The organism is Exiguobacterium sp. s124, from assembly GCF_018617485.1.
In the GTDB taxonomy this organism is placed as follows: domain Bacteria; phylum Bacillota; class Bacilli; order Exiguobacteriales; family Exiguobacteriaceae; genus Exiguobacterium; species Exiguobacterium aestuarii.
Map to the genome: position 1 here is coordinate 29,966 of NZ_JACSKH010000005.1, position 23,545 is coordinate 53,510.

The 23,545-nt window shown below is 46.7% G+C and carries 40 protein-coding genes; all 40 read left to right on the forward strand.

Features of this window, described 5'->3' with window-relative positions; translation table 11 throughout:
* The first annotated feature begins 102 nt into the window (after nt 1–102).
* Complete coding sequence (tuf, locus tag KNO85_RS14020; protein ID WP_074032430.1) at nt 103–1,290, forward strand: elongation factor Tu; 1,188 nt, start codon at nt 103–105, stop codon at nt 1,288–1,290.
* Nucleotides 1,291–1,398: 108 nt separating this feature from the next.
* Nucleotides 1,399–1,908, forward strand: coding sequence for a hypothetical protein (locus tag KNO85_RS14025; protein ID WP_214791069.1), 510 nt, complete (start codon nt 1,399–1,401; stop codon nt 1,906–1,908).
* Nucleotides 1,909–2,285: 377 nt separating this feature from the next.
* Nucleotides 2,286–2,594: a 30S ribosomal protein S10 gene (gene rpsJ, locus KNO85_RS14030; RefSeq protein WP_074032438.1), complete on the forward strand. Its 309-nt coding sequence runs from the start codon at nt 2,286–2,288 to the stop codon at nt 2,592–2,594.
* 61 nt (nt 2,595–2,655) lie between these two features.
* A complete protein-coding gene (gene rplC, locus KNO85_RS14035; RefSeq protein ID WP_026824832.1) occupies nt 2,656–3,282 on the forward strand; it encodes a 50S ribosomal protein L3 in 627 nt (208 codons plus the stop codon).
* Nucleotides 3,283–3,310: 28 nt separating this feature from the next.
* Complete coding sequence (gene rplD / locus KNO85_RS14040) at nt 3,311–3,934, forward strand: 50S ribosomal protein L4 (RefSeq protein WP_214791072.1); 624 nt, start codon at nt 3,311–3,313, stop codon at nt 3,932–3,934.
* Nucleotides 3,934–4,215 (forward strand): 50S ribosomal protein L23, encoded by a 282-nt coding sequence (rplW, locus tag KNO85_RS14045; RefSeq protein ID WP_026824834.1) that lies wholly within the window; start codon nt 3,934–3,936, stop codon nt 4,213–4,215. The genes rplD and rplW overlap by 1 nt, the downstream gene beginning before the upstream one ends.
* 34 nt (nt 4,216–4,249) lie before the next feature.
* The gene (gene rplB, locus KNO85_RS14050) at nt 4,250–5,080 is read left to right on the forward strand and encodes a 50S ribosomal protein L2 (protein ID WP_012727674.1); all 831 of its coding nucleotides are present in this window, start codon (nt 4,250–4,252) and stop codon (nt 5,078–5,080) included.
* Between the two features lie 66 nt (nt 5,081–5,146).
* Nucleotides 5,147–5,422 (forward strand): 30S ribosomal protein S19, encoded by a 276-nt coding sequence (gene rpsS / locus KNO85_RS14055; RefSeq protein WP_012727673.1) that lies wholly within the window; start codon nt 5,147–5,149, stop codon nt 5,420–5,422.
* Between the two features lie 20 nt (nt 5,423–5,442).
* Nucleotides 5,443–5,775, forward strand: a complete 333-nt coding sequence (gene rplV / locus KNO85_RS14060) for a 50S ribosomal protein L22 (protein WP_214791081.1) — start codon at nt 5,443–5,445, stop codon at nt 5,773–5,775.
* A 13-nt stretch (nt 5,776–5,788) separates the two neighbouring features.
* Nucleotides 5,789–6,448, forward strand: a complete 660-nt coding sequence (gene rpsC / locus KNO85_RS14065; protein ID WP_012727671.1) for a 30S ribosomal protein S3 — start codon at nt 5,789–5,791, stop codon at nt 6,446–6,448.
* 32 nt (nt 6,449–6,480) lie between these two features.
* Nucleotides 6,481–6,918 carry a 50S ribosomal protein L16 gene (rplP, locus tag KNO85_RS14070; protein WP_012727670.1) on the forward strand — a complete coding sequence of 146 codons (438 nt, stop codon included), beginning with the start codon at nt 6,481–6,483 and terminating at the stop codon, nt 6,916–6,918.
* Nucleotides 6,905–7,108, forward strand: coding sequence for a 50S ribosomal protein L29 (gene rpmC, locus KNO85_RS14075; protein ID WP_012727669.1), 204 nt, complete (start codon nt 6,905–6,907; stop codon nt 7,106–7,108). Before rplP ends, rpmC begins: the two co-directional genes overlap by 14 nt.
* Before the next feature lie 32 nt (nt 7,109–7,140).
* Nucleotides 7,141–7,401 (forward strand): 30S ribosomal protein S17, encoded by a 261-nt coding sequence (gene rpsQ / locus KNO85_RS14080; RefSeq protein ID WP_012727668.1) that lies wholly within the window; start codon nt 7,141–7,143, stop codon nt 7,399–7,401.
* Between the two features lie 44 nt (nt 7,402–7,445).
* Nucleotides 7,446–7,814, forward strand: coding sequence for a 50S ribosomal protein L14 (gene rplN, locus KNO85_RS14085; RefSeq protein ID WP_012727667.1), 369 nt, complete (start codon nt 7,446–7,448; stop codon nt 7,812–7,814).
* A gap of 36 nt (nt 7,815–7,850) precedes the next feature.
* Nucleotides 7,851–8,159: a 50S ribosomal protein L24 gene (gene rplX, locus KNO85_RS14090; RefSeq protein ID WP_074032448.1), complete on the forward strand. Its 309-nt coding sequence runs from the start codon at nt 7,851–7,853 to the stop codon at nt 8,157–8,159.
* A 32-nt stretch (nt 8,160–8,191) separates the two neighbouring features.
* Entirely contained in the window at nt 8,192–8,731 is a 540-nt protein-coding gene (gene rplE / locus KNO85_RS14095; RefSeq protein ID WP_012727665.1) for a 50S ribosomal protein L5, read from the forward strand.
* A gap of 20 nt (nt 8,732–8,751) precedes the next feature.
* The gene (gene rpsN / locus KNO85_RS14100) at nt 8,752–9,021 is read left to right on the forward strand and encodes a 30S ribosomal protein S14 (RefSeq protein WP_012727664.1); all 270 of its coding nucleotides are present in this window, start codon (nt 8,752–8,754) and stop codon (nt 9,019–9,021) included.
* 31 nt (nt 9,022–9,052) lie between these two features.
* Nucleotides 9,053–9,451: a 30S ribosomal protein S8 gene (gene rpsH, locus KNO85_RS14105; RefSeq protein ID WP_026824842.1), complete on the forward strand. Its 399-nt coding sequence runs from the start codon at nt 9,053–9,055 to the stop codon at nt 9,449–9,451.
* Between the two features lie 33 nt (nt 9,452–9,484).
* Nucleotides 9,485–10,024, forward strand: coding sequence for a 50S ribosomal protein L6 (rplF, locus tag KNO85_RS14110; protein ID WP_012727662.1), 540 nt, complete (start codon nt 9,485–9,487; stop codon nt 10,022–10,024).
* Nucleotides 10,025–10,058: 34 nt separating this feature from the next.
* Complete coding sequence (rplR, locus tag KNO85_RS14115; protein ID WP_034804040.1) at nt 10,059–10,421, forward strand: 50S ribosomal protein L18; 363 nt, start codon at nt 10,059–10,061, stop codon at nt 10,419–10,421.
* 20 nt (nt 10,422–10,441) lie between these two features.
* Nucleotides 10,442–10,942, forward strand: a complete 501-nt coding sequence (rpsE, locus tag KNO85_RS14120; RefSeq protein WP_012727660.1) for a 30S ribosomal protein S5 — start codon at nt 10,442–10,444, stop codon at nt 10,940–10,942.
* Nucleotides 10,943–10,957: 15 nt separating this feature from the next.
* A complete protein-coding gene (gene rpmD / locus KNO85_RS14125) occupies nt 10,958–11,143 on the forward strand; it encodes a 50S ribosomal protein L30 (protein ID WP_012727659.1) in 186 nt (61 codons plus the stop codon).
* A 31-nt stretch (nt 11,144–11,174) separates the two neighbouring features.
* The gene (gene rplO / locus KNO85_RS14130) at nt 11,175–11,615 is read left to right on the forward strand and encodes a 50S ribosomal protein L15 (protein ID WP_012727658.1); all 441 of its coding nucleotides are present in this window, start codon (nt 11,175–11,177) and stop codon (nt 11,613–11,615) included.
* Nucleotides 11,615–12,904 (forward strand): preprotein translocase subunit SecY, encoded by a 1,290-nt coding sequence (gene secY, locus KNO85_RS14135; RefSeq protein ID WP_214697130.1) that lies wholly within the window; start codon nt 11,615–11,617, stop codon nt 12,902–12,904. The genes rplO and secY overlap by 1 nt, the downstream gene beginning before the upstream one ends.
* Before the next feature lie 79 nt (nt 12,905–12,983).
* Entirely contained in the window at nt 12,984–13,634 is a 651-nt protein-coding gene (locus KNO85_RS14140; protein WP_012727656.1) for an adenylate kinase, read from the forward strand.
* Nucleotides 13,631–14,389, forward strand: a complete 759-nt coding sequence (gene map, locus KNO85_RS14145) for a type I methionyl aminopeptidase (RefSeq protein WP_214791083.1) — start codon at nt 13,631–13,633, stop codon at nt 14,387–14,389. Before KNO85_RS14140 ends, map begins: the two co-directional genes overlap by 4 nt.
* 105 nt (nt 14,390–14,494) lie before the next feature.
* Nucleotides 14,495–14,713: a translation initiation factor IF-1 gene (gene infA / locus KNO85_RS14150; RefSeq protein WP_021066622.1), complete on the forward strand. Its 219-nt coding sequence runs from the start codon at nt 14,495–14,497 to the stop codon at nt 14,711–14,713.
* Between the two features lie 30 nt (nt 14,714–14,743).
* Nucleotides 14,744–14,857, forward strand: a complete 114-nt coding sequence (gene rpmJ / locus KNO85_RS14155) for a 50S ribosomal protein L36 (protein ID WP_003156543.1) — start codon at nt 14,744–14,746, stop codon at nt 14,855–14,857.
* 19 nt (nt 14,858–14,876) lie between these two features.
* Nucleotides 14,877–15,242, forward strand: a complete 366-nt coding sequence (gene rpsM, locus KNO85_RS14160) for a 30S ribosomal protein S13 (RefSeq protein ID WP_012727653.1) — start codon at nt 14,877–14,879, stop codon at nt 15,240–15,242.
* Between the two features lie 16 nt (nt 15,243–15,258).
* The gene (gene rpsK, locus KNO85_RS14165; protein WP_012727652.1) at nt 15,259–15,654 is read left to right on the forward strand and encodes a 30S ribosomal protein S11; all 396 of its coding nucleotides are present in this window, start codon (nt 15,259–15,261) and stop codon (nt 15,652–15,654) included.
* Nucleotides 15,655–15,746: 92 nt separating this feature from the next.
* Nucleotides 15,747–16,691 (forward strand): DNA-directed RNA polymerase subunit alpha, encoded by a 945-nt coding sequence (locus tag KNO85_RS14170; RefSeq protein WP_012727651.1) that lies wholly within the window; start codon nt 15,747–15,749, stop codon nt 16,689–16,691.
* Between the two features lie 24 nt (nt 16,692–16,715).
* On the forward strand, nt 16,716–17,069 hold the full coding sequence (gene rplQ / locus KNO85_RS14175) for a 50S ribosomal protein L17 (RefSeq protein WP_012727650.1): 354 nt from the start codon (nt 16,716–16,718) through the stop codon (nt 17,067–17,069).
* 69 nt (nt 17,070–17,138) lie between these two features.
* Nucleotides 17,139–17,975: an energy-coupling factor transporter ATPase gene (locus KNO85_RS14180; RefSeq protein ID WP_214791086.1), complete on the forward strand. Its 837-nt coding sequence runs from the start codon at nt 17,139–17,141 to the stop codon at nt 17,973–17,975.
* On the forward strand, nt 17,951–18,829 hold the full coding sequence (locus tag KNO85_RS14185) for an energy-coupling factor transporter ATPase (protein ID WP_214791088.1): 879 nt from the start codon (nt 17,951–17,953) through the stop codon (nt 18,827–18,829). Before KNO85_RS14180 ends, KNO85_RS14185 begins: the two co-directional genes overlap by 25 nt.
* Nucleotides 18,826–19,617 carry an energy-coupling factor transporter transmembrane component T family protein gene (locus KNO85_RS14190; protein WP_214791090.1) on the forward strand — a complete coding sequence of 264 codons (792 nt, stop codon included), beginning with the start codon at nt 18,826–18,828 and terminating at the stop codon, nt 19,615–19,617. Before KNO85_RS14185 ends, KNO85_RS14190 begins: the two co-directional genes overlap by 4 nt.
* Complete coding sequence (gene truA, locus KNO85_RS14195; RefSeq protein WP_214791101.1) at nt 19,614–20,354, forward strand: tRNA pseudouridine(38-40) synthase TruA; 741 nt, start codon at nt 19,614–19,616, stop codon at nt 20,352–20,354. Before KNO85_RS14190 ends, truA begins: the two co-directional genes overlap by 4 nt.
* Before the next feature lie 143 nt (nt 20,355–20,497).
* Nucleotides 20,498–20,935 (forward strand): 50S ribosomal protein L13, encoded by a 438-nt coding sequence (gene rplM / locus KNO85_RS14200; protein WP_026824852.1) that lies wholly within the window; start codon nt 20,498–20,500, stop codon nt 20,933–20,935.
* A gap of 25 nt (nt 20,936–20,960) precedes the next feature.
* Nucleotides 20,961–21,353, forward strand: a complete 393-nt coding sequence (rpsI, locus tag KNO85_RS14205) for a 30S ribosomal protein S9 (RefSeq protein WP_012727644.1) — start codon at nt 20,961–20,963, stop codon at nt 21,351–21,353.
* A 134-nt stretch (nt 21,354–21,487) separates the two neighbouring features.
* Entirely contained in the window at nt 21,488–22,519 is a 1,032-nt protein-coding gene (locus tag KNO85_RS14210; RefSeq protein WP_214791103.1) for an Mrp/NBP35 family ATP-binding protein, read from the forward strand.
* An 11-nt stretch (nt 22,520–22,530) separates the two neighbouring features.
* The gene (locus KNO85_RS14215) at nt 22,531–23,175 is read left to right on the forward strand and encodes a KinB-signaling pathway activation protein (RefSeq protein ID WP_214791105.1); all 645 of its coding nucleotides are present in this window, start codon (nt 22,531–22,533) and stop codon (nt 23,173–23,175) included.
* Nucleotides 23,176–23,545 lie beyond the last annotated feature (370 nt).

A 23,545-nucleotide genomic window follows, 5' to 3' on the forward strand; every position in this document is an offset into this window, starting at 1 on the left:
GCTAGATTGATTGTTGTAAGCTAAGGAGGACGTATGTTAAAAGTAACCTACGTCTTCCTAGTTAAATAAAAAACTAATCGTTTAATAGAGGAGGAATCTAGAATGGGTAAAGAAAAATTCGACCGTTCTAAGCCGCACGTTAACATTGGTACAATTGGCCACGTTGACCACGGTAAAACAACTTTGACTGCAGCAATCTCTGCTGTACTTTCACGTGCACAAGGTAAAACAGCTACTAAGTTCGACCAAATCGATGGTGCTCCAGAAGAGCGCGAGCGCGGTATCACAATCGCAACAGCTCACATCGAGTACGAAACTGACAAGCGTCACTACGCACACGTTGACTGCCCAGGACACGCTGACTATGTTAAAAACATGATCACTGGTGCTGCTCAAATGGACGGCGCGATCCTCGTTGTATCTGCAACAGATGGCCCAATGCCACAAACACGTGAGCATATCCTTCTTTCACGTCAAGTAGGTGTTCCTTACATCGTAGTCTTCATGAACAAAGTTGACATGGTAGACGACGAAGAGCTCCTCGAACTCGTTGAAATGGAAATCCGTGAACTTCTTTCTGAATACGACTTCCCAGGCGACGACCTCCCTGTAATCAAAGGTTCTGCACTTGGCGCACTTAACGGTGAAGCTCAGTGGGAAGAAAAAGTTATGGAACTCATGAACGCTGTTGATGAGTACATCCCAGAACCAGTTCGTGATACAGAAAAAGACTTCATGATGCCTGTTGAGGACGTATTCTCAATCACTGGTCGTGGTACTGTAGCGACTGGTCGTGTTGAGCGTGGTGTTCTCCGCGTCAACGACGAGATCGAAATCGTTGGTCTTACAGAAGAAACTAAGAAAACTGTATGTACTGGTGTAGAGATGTTCCGTAAGCTTCTTGACTATGCTGAAGCTGGCGACAACATCGGTGCACTTCTCCGTGGTGTATCACGTGACGACATCGAGCGTGGACAAGTACTTGCTAAGCCAGGTTCAATCACACCACACTCAAAATTCAAAGCATCAATCTACGTTCTTTCTAAAGAAGAGGGTGGCCGTCACACGCCATTCTTCGCGAACTACCGCCCGCAGTTCTACTTCCGTACAACTGACGTAACAGGTATCGTTCACCTTCCAGAAGGTACTGAAATGGTAATGCCAGGAGACAACATCGAGTTGACGGTCGAATTGATTTCTACAATCGCGATCGAAGACGGTACACGTTTCTCTATCCGTGAGGGTGGCCGTACTGTAGGTGCTGGTTCAGTAACAGAAATCATCGAGTAATCGATTGATTCAACTGAACAACTTCAAGCAGTCCGCAATATGCGGGCTGCTTTTTTGTGTTTTCCTATGGTCGTGGTAATATGAAACATACGAGAAAGGAGTGGCGTCATGTTAAAACAGTTGGAGATGATTTGTCGTTTAAACGGGATCGATTATCGGATTGGCGGTTCGCAACTTTTAAAGCATCATGGAATCGTCGATGTGACCAATGACATCGATTTGTTCGTAGAGCCGGATCAGTTTGAACGGTTGGATGAGGTCTTGAGTCGTGCCGGAGAGAAACGGTCATCTGAACCACATGAAGCATACTTGACGACTTACTTTGGGGAGTATGTGTTTGAGGGGGATGACGTTGACGTCATGTCCAGTTTTCGGATGAAGTGCACAGACGGGATTTATACACATCCTTATATAGAAGGAGAAGGGAACTGGATGCACCTCGAAGAGTGGGTTGTGCTTTACACAGTCATTGGTCGAGAGGACAAATTGACGCGTTTGGTGCAATATTTCGAGACACATCCCATCAATGCTGGCATCATCCACACTTGTTTAAAGCGGGCGCCACATTCGGTCATCGAAGCGGTGACAGAGCGGTTTGGAGAGGTTATGAAACGCTAGGTCGAGTTGACATGGGAGTTCGTTTGAAAAATAGTTCAATAAAAGAATGAATTTTCTCTTGCAAAAGCTCGCGAATCTTGTTACATTAGGGAACGTTGAGCAACTCATCAGACAACCGGCAACTTCAAAAATCTAATCTTGCATTCCATGACCAGATTAGATATAATGATTAAGTGTTTGTGCGAGTGGTGAGAGACTTTACAGCAGAAAATGGGTCCAATCGTTGATTTGCAATGATCGGATACCTCTGCTGACACAAGCACGCTGCGTTGAAGCGGGAGGTTATGACACGCCAGGCAGCATTGCCATGGCCGGTGTGGAAATTTCCGCGGAGAATTGTCTATTTTAAAAGTAGGCGACAAAGGAGGGAAATAAACATGGCAAATGAAAAAATTCGTATTCGTTTAAAAGCATATGACCATCGCGTTCTCGATCAATCAGCTGAGAAGATCGTTGACACTGCGAAGCGTTCAGGTGCAAAGGTATCGGGTCCAATCCCGCTACCAACTGAAAAATCGGTTTACACGATCCTTCGTGCGGTTCACAAGTACAAAGATGCTCGTGAGCAGTTCGAAATGCGTACACACAAACGCTTGATCGACATCGTAAACCCAACACCGAAAACAGTCGATTCGCTTATGCGTCTCGAGTTACCATCAGGTGTAGACATCGAAATCAAACTTTAATTCTTCATATAGTAGATACTAGCCAGAAGAGACAATTAATTATTAACAGGAGGTGTATCTCATGGCTAAAGGAATCTTAGGAACAAAACTTGGTATGACTCAAATCTTCAACGAAGCAGGCGAAGTAGTACCAGTAACAGTAGTTGCTGTAGAAGGTAACGTTGTTCTTCAACTTAAAACAGTTGACACAGACGGTTACGAAGCAGTTCAACTTGGTTTCGGAGACATCAAAGAATCACGTCAAAACAAACCATCAAAAGGTCACGCTGCGAAAGCAAACGCGACACCTAAGCGCTTCATCAAAGAGGTTCGTACTTCAGTAGAAGGATACGAAATCGGTCAAGAGATTAAGGCAGACATTTTCGCTGCAGGTGAATTAGTAGACGTAACAGGTACATCGAAAGGTAAAGGATTCCAAGGTGCGATCAAGCGTCACGGACAATCACGTGGACCAATGGCCCACGGTTCGCGCTACCACCGTCGTCCTGGTTCGATGGGTCCTGTCGCTCCTAACCGCGTATTCAAAGGGAAGCTTCTTCCTGGTCAAATGGGTGGAGAGCGTAAAACAATTCAAAACCTTGAAATCGTTAAAGTTGATGTGGAACGCGGCCTTCTCCTCGTGAAAGGTGCTATCCCAGGCGCTCGTAAATCGAACGTCATCATCAAAACAGCGGTCAAAGGTAACTAATTAACTGCACGGAAAGGAGGAATTACGAATGCCTAAAGTAGCTTTGCTTAACCAAACAGGTTCAAATGTTGGCGAAATCGAATTGGCAGAAGCCATCTTCGGAATCGAGCCAAACGAATCAGTACTTTACGACGCAATCGTCATGCAACAAGCATCACGCCGTCAAGGTACTCACGATACGAAAGGTCGCTCGGAAGTACGCGGTGGCGGCCGTAAACCATGGAAACAAAAGGGAACTGGTCGTGCGCGCCAAGGTTCTATCCGCTCACCACAATGGGTTGGTGGTGGTACAGTCTTCGGTCCAACACCACGTTCATACTCTTACAAACTTCCTAAGAAGGTTCGTCGTTTAGCACTTCTCTCGGCTCTTTCGTCGAAAGTACAAAACAACGAATTCATCGTCCTCGAAGGCCTTGCTTTCGATGCACCAAAAACAAAAGATATGGCTGCTGTACTCAACAGCTTATCAGTAGAACGTAAGGCTCTTGTAGTCACAGCGGACTACAATGAGACTATCGCTCTCGCAGCTCGTAACATCCCAGGAGTGACTGTGATCGACGCAGCAGGCGTAAACGTTCTTGACCTCGTTGCTAACGACAAAGTCATCTTCACTAAAGATGCGGTTGCGAAGGTAGAGGAGGTGCTTGCATAATGGCTCAAGCATACGATATCATCAAACGTCCGATCATCACTGAGCGTTCAGTTAGCCTCATGGAAGCTAACAAATACGTTTTCGAAATCGACGTAAAAGCGACTAAATCGCAAGTGAAACACGCTATCGAAACAATCTTCAACGTGAAAGTTGCTTCGGTAAACACAATGAACTACAAACCGAAAGCGAAACGTGTCGGTCGTCACGCTGGTTACACAGCTCGCCGTAAAAAAGCGATCGTAACTCTTGCAGAAGGCAACACAATCGACTTCCTCGGTTAATTAACTACCTTAGAAGAAAAGGAGGGAATCCTCGATGGCAATCAAAAAGTTTAAGCCGACCACTAACGGTCGTCGTAACATGACATCTCTCGACTTTGCAGAGATCACAACGAATCGCCCTGAAAAATCGTTAACTGAAAAGCTTTCGAAAAAAGGCGGACGTAACAACCAAGGTCGCTTGACTGTTCGTCACCAAGGTGGCGGTCACAAGCGCAAATACCGTATCATCGATTTCAAACGTAACAAAGATGGCGTTGCAGGACGCGTAGCAACGATCGAATACGATCCAAACCGTTCAGCAAACATCGCACTCATCAACTATGTAGATGGTGAGAAACGTTACATCCTCGCTCCTAAGGGCATCAAAGTAGGCATGGAAATCATGTCTGGTCCTGAAGCGGATATCAAAGTGGGGAACGCTCTTCCACTCGTAAACATCCCTGTCGGTACAACAATCCACAACATCGAGCTTAAGCCTGGTAAAGGCGGTCAGCTTGTTCGTGCGGCTGGTGCATCGGCACAAATCCAAGGACGTGACGGCAAGTACGTCATCGTTCGTCTTCAATCAGGTGAATCACGCTTGTTCCTCGGCACTTGCCGCGCGACAATCGGTTCAGTTGGTAACGAAGAACACGAACTCGTAAACATCGGTAAAGCAGGACGTTCACGTTGGTTAGGCAAGCGCCCAACAGTACGTGGTTCTGTAATGAACCCGGTTGATCACCCACACGGTGGTGGTGAAGGTCGTGCGCCAATCGGTCGTTCGGGCCCACTTACTCCTTGGGGTAAACCAGCTCTTGGTCTTAAGACTCGTAAGAAAAACAAATCGAGCGACATGTACATCCTTCGTCGCCGTAAGAAATAATTACTACATGATTCTCGGGCGGTTCGAAAGGGCCGTTCCCGAATCATTCCAAAGGGAGGTTCTAACATGGGTCGCAGCTTGAAAAAAGGTCCATTCGCAGATCACCACTTACTCGCTAAAGTTGACAAACTCAACGAATCTGGTGAGAAGCAAGTCATCAAAACTTGGTCACGTCGCTCGACGATCTTCCCAGAATTCATGGGTCACACGTTCGGTGTGCACGATGGTCGTAAACACGTACCAGTATTCGTGACAGAAGACATGGTTGGTCACAAACTTGGTGAATTCGCTCCAACACGCACTTACAAAGGTCACGGATCAGACAAGAAAACGAAACGGTAATTTGAGGGGAGGTCAAATCCATGCAAGCTAAAGCATCAGCTAATATGGTCCGTCTTGCTCCTCGCAAAGCACGTCTCGTTGTAGACTTAATTCGCGGGAAACAAGTCGGCGAAGCGCTCTCTGTCCTTGCTCACACAAACAAGGCAGCATCGCCAATCGTTGAGAAAGTATTAAAATCAGCGATTGCTAACGCAGAGCACAACTACGATATGAACATTGAGAACCTCGTTGTAACAGAAGCTTTTGTCAACGAAGGTCCAACACTCAAACGCTTCCGCCCACGTGCGATGGGTCGCGCAAGCCGCATTAACAAACGCACAAGCCACATCCACATCGTGGTAACTGAGAAATAAGGAGGGATATGTAGTGGGTCAAAAGGTAAATCCGCACGGTCTTCGCGTTGGTGTTATCAAAGACTGGGATTCGCGTTGGTACGCTGAGAAAGACTACGCTGATCTCCTTCATGAAGACTTCGTTATTCGTGAATACATCGAAAACAAAATGAAGGATGCTAGTGTTTCTAAAGTTGAAATCGAACGCGCTGCAAACCGCGTGAACATTTCGCTTCACACTGCGAAGCCAGGTATGGTAATCGGTAAAGGTGGTTCTGAAATCGAATCACTCCGTAAACACATTACAAAAATCGCTGACGGAAAACGCGTTCACATCAACGTTGTTGAAGTGAAAAACGCTGACGCTGTTGCGAAGCTTGTAGCAGAAAACATTGCTCGTCAATTGGAAGGTCGCGTATCATTCCGTCGTGCAATGAAACAATCAATTCAACGTTCGATGCGTACTGGCATCAAAGGGATCAAAACAGAAGTTTCTGGTCGTCTTGGTGGCGCTGATATCGCTCGTTCAGAGAAATACTCGGAAGGAACAGTTCCACTTCACACACTCCGTGCCGACATCGACTACGGAACAGCTGAAGCTGACACAACTTACGGTAAAATCGGCGTAAAAGTTTGGTTATACCACGGTGAAGTTCTTCCAACAAAAAACAACACAGCGAAAAACGCTGAATAATAAACACTCTTTCAGGAAGGAGGCAACACACTATGTTGTTACCTAAACGCGTGAAATATCGTCGTGTACACCGTGGTAAAATGCGCGGGAATGCTAAACGCGGCACAACTGTACACTTCGGTGAGTTCGGTCTCCAAGCTCTCGAAGCGAGCTGGATTACAAACCGTCAAATCGAATCAGCACGTATTGCAATGACACGTTATATGAAACGTGGTGGTAAAGTGTGGATCAAGATCTTCCCACACAAGCCGTACACTAAAAAGCCTCTCGAAGTCCGAATGGGTTCGGGTAAAGGTGCTCCAGAAGGCTGGGTAGCTGTAGTTAAGCCTGGCAAAGTAATGTTCGAAATCGCAGGTGTATCTGAGGAAGTGGCACGTGAGGCACTTCGTCTTGCATCGCACAAACTTCCAGTAAAATGTAAGTTCGTGAAACGTGAAGAAAATGGTGGTGATACGAATGAAAGCAACTGATCTCCGTCAATCAACAACTGAAGAGCTCAACGGTAAAGTGGGCGAGTGGAAAGAAGAACTCTTTAACCTTCGCTTCCAACTTGCTACAGGTCAGCTTGAGAATCCTGCTCGTATCCGTGAAGTACGCAAGTCGATTGCGCGTGCTAAAACGATTCTTCGTGAACGCGAACTCGGCATCAACAACGGCTAATTACATCGGATTCTTGAGAGGAGGTAACACTCATGGAACGCAACAACCGTAAAGTGTTCACTGGTCGCGTCGTGTCTGACAAAATGGACAAAACGATCGTCGTCGCAGTAGAAACAAAGGTTCGTCATAAACTCTATGGCAAACGTGTAAACTACACGAAGAAATATAAAGCACACGATGAGAACAACGTCGCTAAAGTGGGCGATATCGTTCGCATCGCGGAAACACGTCCTCTTTCTAAAGACAAACGTTTCCGTCTTGTAACAGTAGTAGAAGAATCAGTAATCATCTAATAACAGTTCGGATTTATTAAACATCCGGAGGGAGGTACACTCGCATGATTCAACAAGAATCTCGCTTGAAAGTAGCAGACAACTCTGGCGCGCGTGAACTGTTGACAATTAAGGTTCTCGGTGGTTCTGGTCGTAAGACTGCAAACATCGGTGACATCATCGTCGCAACGGTAAAACAAGCAACACCAGGTGGCGTTGTTAAAAAAGGTGACGTTGTCAGAGCAGTTGTCGTTCGTACAAAACGCGGCGCTCGTCGTAAAGATGGTTCGTACATCCGTTTCGATGAGAACGCAGCAGTCATTATCAAAGATGACAAGAGCCCACGCGGCACACGGATCTTCGGGCCAGTTGCACGTGAACTTCGTGAAAAAGAATTCATGAAGATCGTTTCGTTGGCACCGGAAGTACTTTAATTTCCAATTTCAATCCTATAAGGAGGTGCGCAAACGATGCATGTTAAAAAAGGCGATACAGTCCAGGTAATGTCTGGTAAAGATAAAGGCAAGCAAGGGGTTATCCTCAAAGCTATGCCAAGCAAAAACCGCGTAGTGGTTGAAGGCGTAAACGTGATGAAAAAACACTCTAAACCTTCACAAGCGAATCCACAAGGCGGGATCCTTGAGATCGAAGCACCAATTCACGTCTCGAACGTAATGCCACTCGACCCTAAAACTGGCAAACCAACTCGCGTTGGTTTCAAAGTAGTCGATGGTAAAAAAGTTCGTGTCGCGAAATCGGGCGAATCACTCGATAAATAAGAAGAACGTGACGAAAGGAGGTCCATTCGACTATGAACCGTTTGCAAGAGAAGTATAAAAGCGACATCGTGAAAGCGATGATGGATAAATTCAACTATGACTCGGTCATGCAAGTACCGAAAATCGAAAAGATCGTCATCAACATGGGTGTAGGTGATGCTGTTTCGAACTCGAAAGCACTTGACATGGCAGTTGAAGAATTAACAATTCTTTCAGGTCAAAAACCACTCGTAACGAAAGCGAAGAAATCAATCGCTGGTTTCAAGCTTCGTGAAGGTATGCCAATCGGTGCGAAGGTTACACTTCGTGGCGAGCGTATGTACGATTTCCTCGACAAATTGGTAACTGTTTCACTTCCACGTGTACGTGACTTCCGCGGTGTATCGAAGAAAGCATTCGACGGACGCGGTAACTACACGCTTGGCGTGAAAGAGCAACTTATTTTCCCTGAAATCGATTACGATAAAGTATCTAAAGTACGCGGTATGGACATCGTTGTTGTTACAACAGCAAACACAGACGAAGAAGCACGTGAATTGCTCACACTTCTCGGTATGCCATTCCAAAAATAATCTAGAGGGAGGTCGACAACATGGCTAAAAAGTCAATGGTGAATCGCGAACTTAAACGCGAGAAACTCGTTGCCCAGTACGCTGAAAAGCGTGCGAAGTTGAAAGCTGAAGGCGATTATATCGGACTCAGCAAATTGCCACGTAACTCGTCACCTGTACGCTTGCACAACCGTTGCAGCATCACAGGTCGTCCGCATGGTTACATGGGTAAATTCGGGATCAGCCGTATCAAGTTCCGTGATCTTGCATACAAAGGTCAAATCCCTGGTGTTAAAAAAGCAAGCTGGTAATCCACTAACAGTGTGAAAGGAGGTACATCGCATGGTAATGACAGACCCTATTGCAGATATGCTTACACGTATCCGTAACGCTAACATGGTTCGCCATGAAAAAATGGAGCTTCCAGCTTCGAACATTAAACGTGAGATCGCTGAAATCCTTAAGCGTGAAGGTTTCATTCGCGATGTTGAATATATCGAGGACGCTAAACAAGGTACACTTCGTCTTTTCCTTAAATATGGAGCAAGCAACGAACGTGTAATCACTGGTCTCAAACGTATTTCGAAACCAGGTCTTCGCGTATACGCAAAAGCTGATGAAGTGCCTAAAGTACTCGGAGGACTCGGAATCGCAGTTCTTTCGACATCTAAAGGTCTTATGACTGATAAAGAAGCTCGCCAACAACAAGTCGGCGGCGAAGTGCTCGCCTACATCTGGTAAGTCACTTTTCTAACAAGAACGGAGGTGTAATCAATGTCACGTATTGGTAAAAAACCAGTTACGATTCCTGCTGGCGTTACTGTAACAGTTGCTAATGACAACACGGTCACAGTAAAAGGTGCTAAAGGTGAACTTTCGCTTTCAGCTAACCCGGCATTGGAAATCAAAGTTGAAGAGAACGAATTGACGGTTGTTCGTCCAGACGAATCGAAAGAAAGCCGTACAATTCACGGTACGACACGTGCCCTTATTGCCAACATGGTACAAGGTGTGTCGAACGGATTCCAAAAAACACTTGAGATCTCGGGGGTTGGTTACCGTGCTACTAAGCAAGGTAACAAACTCGTCCTCAACCTCGGCTACTCGCACCCAATCGAGTACGTTGCTGAGGAAGGTATCGAAATCGAAGTTCCTTCAAACACGCAAATCATCGTAAAAGGGATTAACAAAGAGCGCGTCGGTCACGTTGCTGCTCAAATCCGCTCGTACCGTGCTCCAGAACCTTACAAAGGTAAAGGTGTTCGTTACTCTGATGAACGTATTCGCCGTAAAGAAGGTAAAACTGGTAAGTAATTCGTCACGAAATGAACGGAAAGGAGTGGCATAAATGATCACAAAGGCAGATAAAAATGCAGTTCGTAAAAAACGTCATGCTCGCGTACGTCGTACGATCTCGGGGACAGCAGTTCGTCCACGTTTGAACGTATTCCGTTCGAGCAAGCACATTTACGTTCAACTTATCGATGACGCGTCACAAACAACGCTTGTGTCTGCATCTTCGAAAGATAAAGCTCTCGATCTTACAAATGGCGGTAACGTTGAAGCAGCGAAAGCTGTTGGTAAACTTGCTGCAGAACGTGCACTCGAGAAAGGTATCGACACAGTTGTGTTCGACCGTGGTGGATACCTCTATCATGGCCGCGTCAAAGCTGTTGCAGAAGCAGCTCGTGAAGCAGGTCTTAAATTCTAATAAAAAGGAGGGGACACTCGATGCGCCAGTTAGACGTTAACATGGAACAACTTGAAGAACGCGTTGTTACCGTAAACCGCGTCGCGAAAGTCGTAAAAGGTGGCCGCCGCTTCCGTTTTGCTGCTCTCGTAGTCGTAGGTGACAAAAATGGTCACGTCGGTTTCGGTACAGGTAAGGCACAAGAGGTGCCAGAAGCGATTCGCAAGGCTATTGAAGCCGCTAAGAAAAACATGGTACAAGTACCTATGGTTGGTACAACAATTCCACACGAAATCACAGGAGTATTCGGAGCAGGTCGTGTATTCATGAAACCAGCTTCTGAAGGTACTGGGGTTATCGCTGGTGGTCCAGTTCGTGCGGTGCTCGAACTTGCAGGTGTAGGTGACATCCTTTCGAAATCGTTAGGTTCAAACACACCGATCAACATCGTCCGTGCGACGGTACAGGGCTTGACTGAGCTCAAAAAAGCAGAGGAAGTTGCTAAACTACGTGGTAAAAGCGTAGAAGAACTTCTTAACTAAGGGAGGGAACTAGACATGGCGAAACTCGCAATCACCCTCACACGCAGCACAATTGGTCGTCCGGAAGGTCAGCGTGTTACTGTACGTACACTCGGTCTTCGCAAAATGCATCAAACGGTCGTTGTCCCAGACAACGTCGCGATGCGCGGTATGATCAATAAAGTGTCGCACCTTGTGACTGTAAAAGAAATCAACGAATAATAAAGATTTTAATAAATAAGGAGGTGCCACTATGAAACTCCATGAATTGAAGCCAACTCCAGGTTCACGTCACGAACGTAACCGTGTCGGTCGCGGTATGGCGACTGGTAACGGTAAAACTTCTGGTCGTGGACACAAAGGTCAAAAAGCTCGTTCGGGCGGTGGCGTTCGTCCAGGATTTGAAGGTGGGCAAAACCCACTTTACCGTCGTCTTCCAAAACGCGGTTTCAACAACCCAACTCGTAAAGAGTACGCGGTTGTTTCCCTAGACACGCTTAACCGTTTCGAAGCAGGTACTGAAGTTACTCCAGAACTCTTAATCGAGACTGGTGTTGTCAGCTCTGCAAAAGACGGAATCAAAGTCCTTGCTAACGGCAAGCTTGAAACTAAATTGACTGTAAAAGCCAACAAGTTCTCGGGTGCAGCGAAAGAAGCGATCGAAGCAGCTGGCGGTACAGTTGAGGTGATCTGATGTTTCAGACGATCTCCAATATGTGGCGCGTGAAAGATATTCGACAGCGTATTCTCTTCACACTCGCAATCATCATCATTTTCCGCATCGGGGCTCATATCCCGGTGCCGATGGTGAATACGGATGTGTTGCGTTTTGACTCAGGAGGTCTTCTTGACTTCTTGAACTTGTTTGGAGGAAATGCTTTACAGAACTTCTCCCTGTTCGCAATGGGGATCATGCCGTACATTACGGCATCGATCGTTGTTCAACTTTTACAAATGGACGTCGTTCCGAAGTTTGCCGAATGGGCTAAACAAGGAGAGGCGGGTCGTAAAAAGTTAGCGACGGTCACGCGCTATGGGACGATCATCTTAGGATTTGTCCAAGCGACTTCATTGTCGTTTGGATTTAACCGCCTCTACCCAGGTCTCGTCAATGAGACATGGGGAACGGCGACTTACTTTGTGATCGCGATTGTACTCACTGCGGGTACAGCGTTCTTGATGTTCCTTGGTGAAATGACAACGGAGAAAGGTGTTGGGAATGGTATTTCCATCATTATCTTCGCCGGTATTGTTGCTGGGTTCCCAAGAATCTTTACGCAGATTTATGAAACAAAACTCCAAAACGCTGGAGATGCATTGTTCATTAATATCGTTTACTTGGTTGTATTGGCCCTTGTTATTTTGGCTGTGACGGTTGGGATCATTTATGTTCAACAAGCGGCACGCAAAATTCCAATCCAATATGCAAAACGCACGGCGAACCGTACCCCTGTGGGCGGTCAGTCGACGCACTTGCCAATCAAGCTAAACGCTGCAGGTGTTATCCCGGTTATCTTCGCGATTTCCTTCATGGTAACACCACCAACTGTTGCAAGCTTCATTGCTTCTCCAGAGACAACGCAAAAGTTACAAACGTACTTTGACACTACGGCGCCAATCGGAATGTCGATTTACGTTGCGTTAATCATTGCGTTCTCTTACTTCTATACATTTGTTCAGGTTAACCCAGAACAGATGGCAGAAAACCTGCAGAAGCAAGGTGGTTATATTCCTGGGATTCGTCCTGGGGCGCAAACAGAACAGTACATCACGAAGTTACTGTATCGATTGACTTTCTTCGGAGCGATCTTCTTATCGCTTGTGGCGATCATGCCGACAATCTTCATTAAGCTTGCCGGTCTTCCAACTTCCGTTCAAATCGGAGGGACGAGCTTATTGATCGTCATCGGGGTAGCCCTCGAAACGATGAAACAAATCGAGAGTCAACTTGTAAAACGACACTATAAAGGCTTTATCCGTTAAAGCGGAAGGAAGGGTTGACCCTTCCTTCCTGTCGTGTTTACAAGCCCTTCGTGAAAATCAAAACTGGAGGCTAACCGAGATGAATCTAGTACTCATGGGCTTACCGGGTGCTGGGAAAGGGACTCAAGCGGCTAAAATCGTAGAAGAGTACCAAATCCCTCACATTTCGACAGGCGACATGTTTCGTGCGGCAATCAAAGGCGGAACGCCACTCGGTAAAGAAGCCAAGTCATTCATGGATAAAGGTGAACTCGTACCGGATGAGGTAACAATCGGAATCGTACGTGAGCGTCTTAGCCAAGATGACACTGAAAAAGGTTTCTTACTCGATGGATTCCCGCGTACTGTTGCTCAAGCAGAGGCACTCGAAAGTTTGCTTAAAGATTTGGGGAAACAGATTGACCACGTCGTCAACATCGATGTGGATGCGGAAATTCTCGTTCCACGCTTGACAGGTCGTTGGATCTGCCCAACGTGTGGCGCGACATATCACGTGATCTTCAACCCACCAAAAGTGGAAGGCATCTGTGATGTGGATGGGTCGGCTCTCATGCAACGTGAAGACGATAAAGAGGAAACGGTCCGCCGTCGCCTTGACGTCAACATCGAGCAATCGAAACCACTCATTGACTTTTACGCTGAAAAAGGGTATCTTCGTACATTGGATGGAGATCGTCCAATCGATGTCGTATATGCCGATGTCAAAGCATTACTCGGTGATACTGAATGATCATCACGAAGACGCCTCGTGAAATTGCGATTATGCGTGAGGCTGGGCAAATTGTTGCTCGAACGCACCAGGTGCTCAAACAGCACATAAAACCAGGAATCACGACGCTTGAGCTCGACCAGATTGCGGAAGATTACATTCGCAGCCAAGGTGCGACGCCATCGTTTAAAGGCTATAACGGTTTTACCGGTAGTGTTTGCGCTTCGGTGAATGAAGAGCTTGTTCATGGCATTCCAGGAAAACGGGTATTGAAAGATGGAGATATTATCTCAATCGACATCGGTGCCTACTATAATGGATACCATGGAGATTCCGCTTGGACTTATCCAGTGGGAACAATCTCAGAAGAGACACAGCGGCTACTTGACGTAACCGAAGAAAGTCTGTATAAAGGATTGGAGCACGCCAAGGCTGGAGGGCGATTGACAGATATTTCGCATGCGATTCAAGCATATGTTGAATCACATGATTTCTCTGTCGTCCGCGAATACGTCGGTCATGGTGTTGGACAAGATTTGCATGAAGAGCCGCAAATTCCACACTATGGTCCACCGGGGAAAGGGCCGCGCCTGAAGACTGGGATGACGTTAGCTATTGAACCAATGGTTAATGCTGGTCAACGCTATGTTCGAACACTGGCTGATAACTGGACAGTTGTCACAGTGGACGGTAGCATGTGCGCCCACTTTGAGCACACCATCGCCATCACAGACGATGGATACGAGATTTTAACGAAACTCGATTCCGGTGAATGAGGCTCTATTGTTTCATACTGATCCATTTTGGATCCTTCTCTCACAGTAGATGGCAATAGATCGTCTGTGCTCCTAAAGATCTTCATATAGAAAGGGGAATAAATGATGGCGAAACAAGATGTCATTGAAGTGGAAGGCACTGTTGTCGAACCACTTCCGAACGCAATGTTTAAAGTGGAGTTAGAAAACGGCCATACGGTGCTCGCGCACGTCTCAGGGAAAATTCGGATGCACTACATTCGGATCCTTCCAGGTGACCGCGTAACTGTTGAGTTGTCTCCATACGACTTGACTCGCGGGCGGATTACGTACCGTTATAAGTAACTCCGATTTTTCCAGGAGGAGGGTATACTCATGAAAGTAAGACCGTCGGTAAAACCGATTTGCGAAAAATGTAAAGTTATTCGCCGTAAGGGTAAAGTAATGGTAATTTGCGAAAACCCGAAACACAAACAAAAACAAGGTTAATTTCAGAGGAGGTGCACACATGGCACGTATTGCTGGTGTAGATATTCCACGCGAAAAACGTATCGTTATTTCGCTCACATACATCTATGGTATTGGTAAAACAAAAGCACAAGAAATTTTGAAGGCTGCTAACGTTTCTGAAGAGACACGCACACGCGACCTTACTGAAGATGAACTCAACCGTATCCGTGAGGCAATTGACGGAATCAAAGTTGAAGGTGACCTTCGTCGTGAAGTTTCACTTAACATCAAACGTTTGATCGAGATCGGCGCATACCGCGGTATCCGTCATCGCCGTAGTCTCCCTGTTCGCGGTCAAAACACGAAGAACAACTCGCGTACTCGTAAAGGCCCACGCCGTACAGTAGCGAACAAGAAGAAGTAAAGGAGGGAATTGAACAATGGCGAAACGTAAGCAAAACGTACGTTCTAAACGTAAAGTTAAAAAACATGTTGAAGTCGGTGTGGTACACATCCGTTCTACATTCAACAACACAATCATTACAATCACTGACACGCAAGGTAACGCGATCTCATGGGCTACTTCTGGTAACCTTGGATTTAAAGGATCACGTAAATCGACTCCGTTCGCAGCACAAATGGCTGCTGAAACTGCAGCGAAAGTTGCAATGGACAACGGTATGCGTACAGTAGAAGTTAACGTTAAAGGTCCTGGTGCTGGACGTGAAGCGGCTATCCGTGCGCTCCAAGCTACTGGTCTCGAAGTTACTGCAATCCGTGACGTAACTCCAGTTCCGCACAACGGTTGCCGCCCTCCGAAACGTCGCCGCGTATAATCGCTTGAACGTGTGAGGGGATTACCTAGCACGACAGCTTATACTTTAGCAGTTCAAACTGCACGGCAGGATATACTCAAGGAGGGGTTCAGATGATCGAGATTGAAAAACCAAAGATCGAAACGGTCGAAATCAGCGAGGACGCTACGTTTGGTAAATTCGTAGTAGAACCGCTTGAACGTGGATATGGCACTACTCTCGGTAACTCACTACGTCGAATTCTATTGTCATCGCTCCCAGGTGCAGCGGTAACAGCGGTTCAAATCGATGGCGTGCTTCACGAGTTCTCTACGATTGACGGTGTCGTCGAAGACGTTACTCAAATCGTACTAAACCTCAAGAAGTTAGCACTCAAAGTGTACTCGGAAGAAGAGAAAACGCTTGAGATTAACGTTTCAAGTGCCGGTGCTGTCACTGCGGCAGACATTACCCATGATAGCGACGTTGAAATCTTGAATCCTGAGCTCCACATCGCGACTCTCGCTGACAATGCGACGCTTCGCATGCGTTTGACTGCTCGCCGTGGTCGTGGTTACGTCCAGGCAGAAGATAACAAACGTGATGATATGCCGATTGGGGTCATTCCAATCGATTCGATCTATACACCGATTCAACGCGTGAACTACGAAGTAGATAAAACACGTGTCGGTCAAGACGCTAGCTTTGATAAGCTTTTATTAGACGTGTGGACAGATGGTTCAATTCGTCCGGAAGAAGCTGTATCATTAGGAGCTAAAATTTTGACTGAACACTTGAACATCTTCGTTGGTTTGACAGATGAGGCTCTCAACGCAGAAATTATGGTCGAGAAAGAAGAAGACCAAAAAGAAAAAGTACTCGAAATGACGATTGAAGAACTCGATCTCTCAGTTCGTTCGTACAACTGCTTGAAGCGCGCTGGCATCAACACTGTTCAAGAACTCGCAAACAAATCAGAGGAAGAGATGATGAAAGTTCGTAACCTCGGACGTAAATCACTCGAAGAAGTTCAACACAAGTTGGACGAACTCGGTTTGGGCTTGCGTAAAGAAGACTAAGTTCAACCGAAGGAGGGAAATGTAATGGCTTATTCGAAACTTGGCCGTACAAGCTCGCAACGCAAGGCGCTTTTGCGTGATCTTGCAACTGACCTAATCATCAACGAGCGCATTCAAACAACTGAACAAAAAGCGAAAGAACTTCGCCCAGTCGTTGAAAAATTGATCACTCTTGGGAAACGTGGCGATCTTCATGCCCGTCGTCAAGTAGCTTCATTCGTTCGTAAGGAGAACGCTGGAGAAAAAGACGCAATCCAAAAATTGTTCGAAGACGTGGCTCCACGCTACGCTGAACGTCAAGGTGGATACACGCGCATCATGAAAGTCGGCCCACGCCGCGGTGATGGTGCAGAAGTTGTAATCATCGAACTCGTCTAATTCATTAGGCAGTCAACAGGGCATGCGGTGACGTATTGCCCTGTTTCCACATAAGAAAGGAGTCGACCAATGGAATCACAAATTATGGTACGGGACGTCGTATTTCATTACCCTGGACAGTCTGAGCCGGCACTTAACGGCCTATCGCTCGATGTATATAAAGGGGAATGGCTTGCGATTGTCGGCCATAACGGTTCTGGTAAGTCGACACTGACGAAATTGTGGAACGGACTTCTGATTCCTGAAAAGGGAGAAGTCCGCGTCGAGACACTCGATCCATCGAACGCCGCAGACGTGTGGGACGTTCGAACGCGGATTGGGGTCGTCTTTCAAAATCCCGACAATCAATTTGTCGGGGCGACCGTGCGCGATGATGTGGCATTTTCTCTCGAAAACATGGGACTTCCACGTCAAGAAATGGTTCGTCGAATTGATGACAGTCTAGCGCGCGTTGGATTATCGGAACTAGCGGACCGTGAACCGCATCAGTTATCCGGTGGACAAAAGCAGCGTGTTGCGATTGCTTCGGCTCTCGCAATGCGCCCGCGTGTCCTCGTGCTCGATGAAGCGACCTCGATGCTCGACCCGATTGGGCGACAAGAGGTATTACAAACGGTACGACAGCTCGTCTCGGAAGGGATGACCGTTGTCGCCATTACACACGAGCTCGACGAAGTGTTGTTTGCTGACCGTATCATTGCATTGTCAAAAGGCACGATTGCGATGACCGGTACACCTGAAGACGTGTTTCAACATCCAGATACGCTCCGTGACATTCAATTAGATGTCCCGTTTATCGTTCGGATGCAACTCGAACTGAAGGCACGTGGCATTCCACTCGATCGTCTGATGCTACAACATTCGGAGTTGGTGAACCATCTATGCCGATACGCATTGAAGAAGTAACATATCAATACCAAATGAATACTCCGTTTGAACGAACCGCGCTGCGCGATGTGAATGTAACCATTCCGTCGGGAGCGCTTGTTGCGTTTCTTGGACATACAGGCTCCGGGAAATCAACGCTCGTTCAACATATGAATGGCTTATTACGACCGACAGACGGGCGTGTGGTGGTCGACGACATCACCGTTACCCCGATTCGCTCGCGTCGTGATAAAAAGCAAAATCTCTTACCGCTTCGGCGTCGCGTTGGGCTCGTCTTTCAATATCCTGAGCACCAATTGTTTGAAGAGACGGTCGAACGCGACGTCATGTTCGGTCCGCGCAACTTTGGCGCGACAGATGCCGAAGCGAAAGAGCGTGCCCATGAGGCACTTCGACTCGTCGGTTTAGATGAATCATTATGGGACCGTTCCCCATTCGACCTTTCCGGGGGTCAGATGCGCCGTGTTGCGATTGCAGGCGTCTTAGCGAGCCGTCCCGATGTCCTCATCGTGGACGAACCGACAGCGGGTCTCGATCCGATTGGAAGACGCGATATGCTGGCGTTATTTAAGCGGCTACGAGAAGAGCTGAACTTGACACTGATCCTTGTCTCACACGATATGGATGATGTGCTCACCTATGCAGAACGCGTGATTGTGATGGAACGTGGTCAGGTGGCGTTCGATGGGGACCCGTTTGAACTGTTCCAAGACGAATCGCTCGTACATCGTCTCCAGCTTGATATCCCACACGTTCTCCGCTTCGCTCGCGATTTAGCGCCAACGTTTGGAGAGACGGACATTCCGCTCGTACGAACGGAGGGCGAATTGGCGGATTGGATTGCAACGCACTTGAAAGGGGGAGCCGAATGATTATTGGTCAATATATACCGGGCCATTCTTGGCTCCATTCACTCGATGCGCGTGCAAAGACACTTTTTATTTTAGGGTTTATCCCGGTGGTGTTTTTAGCAGATAACTTATGGACGAATTTATTTCTATTAGCATTCACGCTGTTTGCGGTGAAACTATCACAACTATCGTGGCGTTATTTATGGAATGGATTACGCATGATTCTCTTCTTAATCGTCTTCACGTTGATCTTGCAGCTGTTATTTAATCGCGATGGGACACTGCTCTTTGAATTCGGGCCGATCGCAATCTATTCAGAAGGGATTCGAATGGGACTGATCGTCTCGCTCCGATTCTTCTATCTCGTCATGTTGACGACACTCGTTACGTTGACGACAACGCCAATGGAGTTGACTGACTCGATTGAAGCAGGTCTCCGACCGTTTGAGCGGATTCGTGTGCCTGCACACGAGATTGCCTTAATGTTATCGATCTCGCTTCGTTTTTTACCGACCCTTGCCGACGAGACAGACCGCATCATGAAAGCTCAACAAGCGCGAGGTGTTGATTTGATGAGCGGTCCATGGAAGTCTCGTTTAAAAGGTGTCATCCCGCTATTGATCCCGTTATTCATTTCTGCGTTTAAGCGCGCTGAAGACCTCGCCACGGCAATGGAGGCGCGTGGGTATCGTGGTGGTGAAGGACGGACGAGGTTGCGTGAGATGAAGTGGCAGACGCGTGATACGGCAGTATTACTTCTATTTGTCGCGTTAACACTCATTTTGTTTGGATTGAGAGGGATTGGATGAGACGGATTAAACTGACAGTTGCCTATGACGGGACACACTATGCGGGATATCAAGTACAGCCAAACGGGAATACGATTCAGGCCGAGATTGAGGCGGTCTTGACTCGGATGCATCGACACTCCGTCAAAATTGTCGCCTCAGGTCGTACAGACGCCCGTGTCCACGCTTTAGGACAAGTGATTCATTTTGATACAACGCTACAGATGCATGCAGAGCGGTTCGTGAAAGCATTGAACGCGATGTTGCCGGACGACATTCTCGTCAAACAAGCAGTAGAAGTCGACACGACGTTCCATGCTCGGTATGGGGCGAAGCGAAAAGAGTATCGCTATCATATTCGTAAGACGGAGGATCCGTTCAGAAGACACTATGCTGCCACGGTGACTTACGCGCTCAGCCTGGAACGAATGGGTCAGGCGATGGAGCGGCTAGTCGGAACCCACGACTTTACATCATTCTCGGTGACGAAAACGGAAGTTGAGGATCGTGTTCGTACCATCTATGAAGCAGAAGTGCTCGAGGTGGATGATGAGATTGTATTTCGTTTCGTTGGTTCTGGCTTTTTATATAATCAAGTACGCATTATGGTGGGGACGGTAATCGAGGTGGGGAGAGGCAAATATGAGCCTATGGACATCACCGAAATGCTGGAGGCGAAAGACCGCCGTGTGGCGGGGATTACCGCGCCCCCGCACGGTTTATATTTATGGAATGTGAATTATGAAAAAGTAGATTGACATTCCCTCTATAAAATCGTATTATATTCATTGGCATTTCATTTTCAAATTTAGAGATGAACCACAATCTTAGCCCCGTAAACTAGGATTATGATAAAGCATCAAAAAATTAAGTGAACAGACATTTCTAGGAGGTATTCCACATGCGCACAACATTCATGGCTAAAGCATCTGAAGTAGAACGCAAATGGCTCCTTATCGACGCAGAAGGCAAAACACTCGGTCGTTTGACTAGTGAAGTAGCATCACTTCTTCGCGGTAAGCACAAGCCGACTTTCACACCACACGTTGATTGCGGAGACCACGTCATCATCATCAACGCTGAGAAAATCAAATTGACTGGTAACAAATTGAATGACAAGATCTACTACCGTCATTCAGGTCATCCAGGCGGTTTGAAATCACAAACTGCAAAAGAGCTTCTCGCAAAACGTCCAGAGCGTATGCTTGAACTCGCGATCAAAGGGATGCTTCCAAAAGGATCACTCGGTCGTCAACAATTCAACAAACTCCACGTTTACGCTGGAACTGAACACAAGCATGAAGCACAAAAACCAGAAGTTTACGAACTTCGCGGTTAATCGAGACACAGGGAGGAACTAAACGATGGCAGATGTACGTTACTACGGAACAGGCCGCCGCAAACACTCGGTGGCTCGCGTTCACCTCGTTGCAGGTGACGGTAAAGTTGTTGTAAATGGCCGCGATATCTCAGAATACTTCGGTCATGAGACTTTAATCATGATGGCTAAATCACCACTCGTATTGACTGAAACAGAAGGTAAATACGATGTAATCGTTAACGTTAACGGTGGTGGATACACTGGACAAGCAGGAGCAATTCGCCACGGCGTATCACGTGCGCTTCTTCAAGCGGACCCAGAATTCCGTCCAAGCCTCAAAGAAAAAGGCTTCTTAACTCGTGACGCTCGTATGAAAGAACGTAAAAAATACGGTCTTAAAGCAGCACGTCGCGCACCACAATTCTCGAAGCGTTAATCTTCGCGAAGTGGTTCGAACTCTCCATCCTTTTGGGTGGAGAGTTTTTTGTATAAATTAGTCGATTCCGAAGCCGTCAAGAAAACGCTTTTTTTGATATACTGATATCGAAACAGTTATAAGGGGGAAGCAATATGCTTACAGTAGAGCAAGTACGCGAGGAATTGGCGGGGCTCGTTGATCCGACGATCAACCGAACGCTTGGAGATACAGCGGGAGTCAAAGACATCCGCATTAAAGAAGACTATGTCAGTGTGAAAGTGGCACTCGGACAAACAGGGAGCGGGGAACAGCTTCAGTTACAACAAGAAATCGTCACACTGCTCAAGGGGAAAGGCTTTAAGACGGTCGGCCTTCGTTTTGAAGCGTTGAATGATGAAAGTTTGAAAGAGGCAACGAAGCCGGCGATTCTTCGTGAGAATTCAGGAACGACATTTATCGCCATTGCTTCAGGTAAAGGTGGCGTAGGAAAGTCGACAGTATCTGTCAACCTAGCTGTCGCTCTTGCACGTGCCGGGAAGAAAGTCGGATTGATCGACGCGGACATTTACGGTTTCAGCGTTCCAGATATGCTTGGAATCGAAGAGCGTCCAGTCGTTCGTGGGGAAAAAATCATACCAGTTGAGCGTTTCGGCGTGAAAGTCATTTCGATGGGCTTCTTCGTTGAAGACAATGCACCGGTGATCTGGCGCGGACCGATGCTCGGGAAGATGCTCAATAATTTCTTCAATGACGTCGAGTGGGGCGACCTCGACTATCTATTACTCGACTTACCGCCAGGAACGGGAGATGTCGCACTTGATATCCATTCCATGCTCCCATCATGTCAAGAATTGATCGTGACGACACCACACGCTACAGCAGCTTTCGTTGCAGCACGTGCGGGGGCAATGGCGATTAAGACGAACCATAAACTGTTGGGTATCATTGAAAATATGGCCTACTTCGAAAGTAAGGTAACGGGTGAGAAGGAATACGTATTTGGTCATGGTGGTGGAGAAAAACTGTCAGAAGCACTGAAGAGTAAACTCCTTGCTCAAATCCCACTCGGTCAACCGTATGACAACGAGGAAGACTTTGCACCATCGGTCTATCGTGATGGGCATCCGTTTGAGCATACGTATGATGAGTTGGCGCAAGCAGTCATTCAACAAATAGAAGGGTGAATCGGTGAGAGATGAAAGTACAAGGTTTTTTACGTTTGTTTTGGACAACGCTCGTGTTTGGGACGTTGTTTGGGTTCCTAATGAATTTATTGGCGAACCCGGGTTATTTGGTCAGTCAGTCCTGGGAGGCAATTGTTACGGCACTTAGTTACTCGAGTACATGGACCGGGATCAGCATGATGGGCTTTTTCGCCTATTTAATCATCCACCGAGTCGGTCTTGACTTGTTTAGAGGACCACGTCTATGGAATCGTGTTCAAGTATTGCTGATTGCTTTCGCAATCTTTGATGCCGTTTATTTACGAATGCTCGCATTTGGGAACGACCATATGTGGCGTTATATCGGTGAGATGGTCGTATTATTAATTGTCGCTTGGGTAGTTGCTGCGAGTAAGGCGAAACAAACAAATATGAGTGCTTTCATCCCAACGCTCTTCTTGATGACGGTGATTACATTAATTGAATGGATTCCAGCTCTTCAAACAACTGATGAAATCCCATTACTTTGGCCGGCGCTCGCGACACTCGTGTTTGCGAATGCTTATCAAGTGTTAATGCTTCATCGTTTCCAACAGACTGGGCAAGTGGCCGAGTCGACTTCATCAGAATCAGGAAAGAAAAAAACTAAAAAGCAGATGTCTTCTAAGTCATCGTAACGATCAACCAGTCTTGGATTGCTCCTTATCATGGGAAGAATTCAACGACTGGTTTTTTATTTTGATTGCATTTGAAGAAAAAATAAAGTTTTTTTAGAAAAACAGTTGACGGTTTTTGGCGATGCTGATATATTAATAAACGTCGCTGATGTTGTTCACGAAACAATAATCAGAAAGCGAAAAAAATAATAAAAAGTGGTTGACTTTCACAAGTCAAATCGCTATTATTAAAAAGTCGCTAACACGACAACGATTGGTCTTTGAAAACTGAACGATGAGGCAAAAATAAGTTTTACAATTTTTGAATGAAGCGCAAGCTTCGTCAATTTAAGAGCTATATCAAATTCTTTGGAGAGTTTGATCCTGGCTC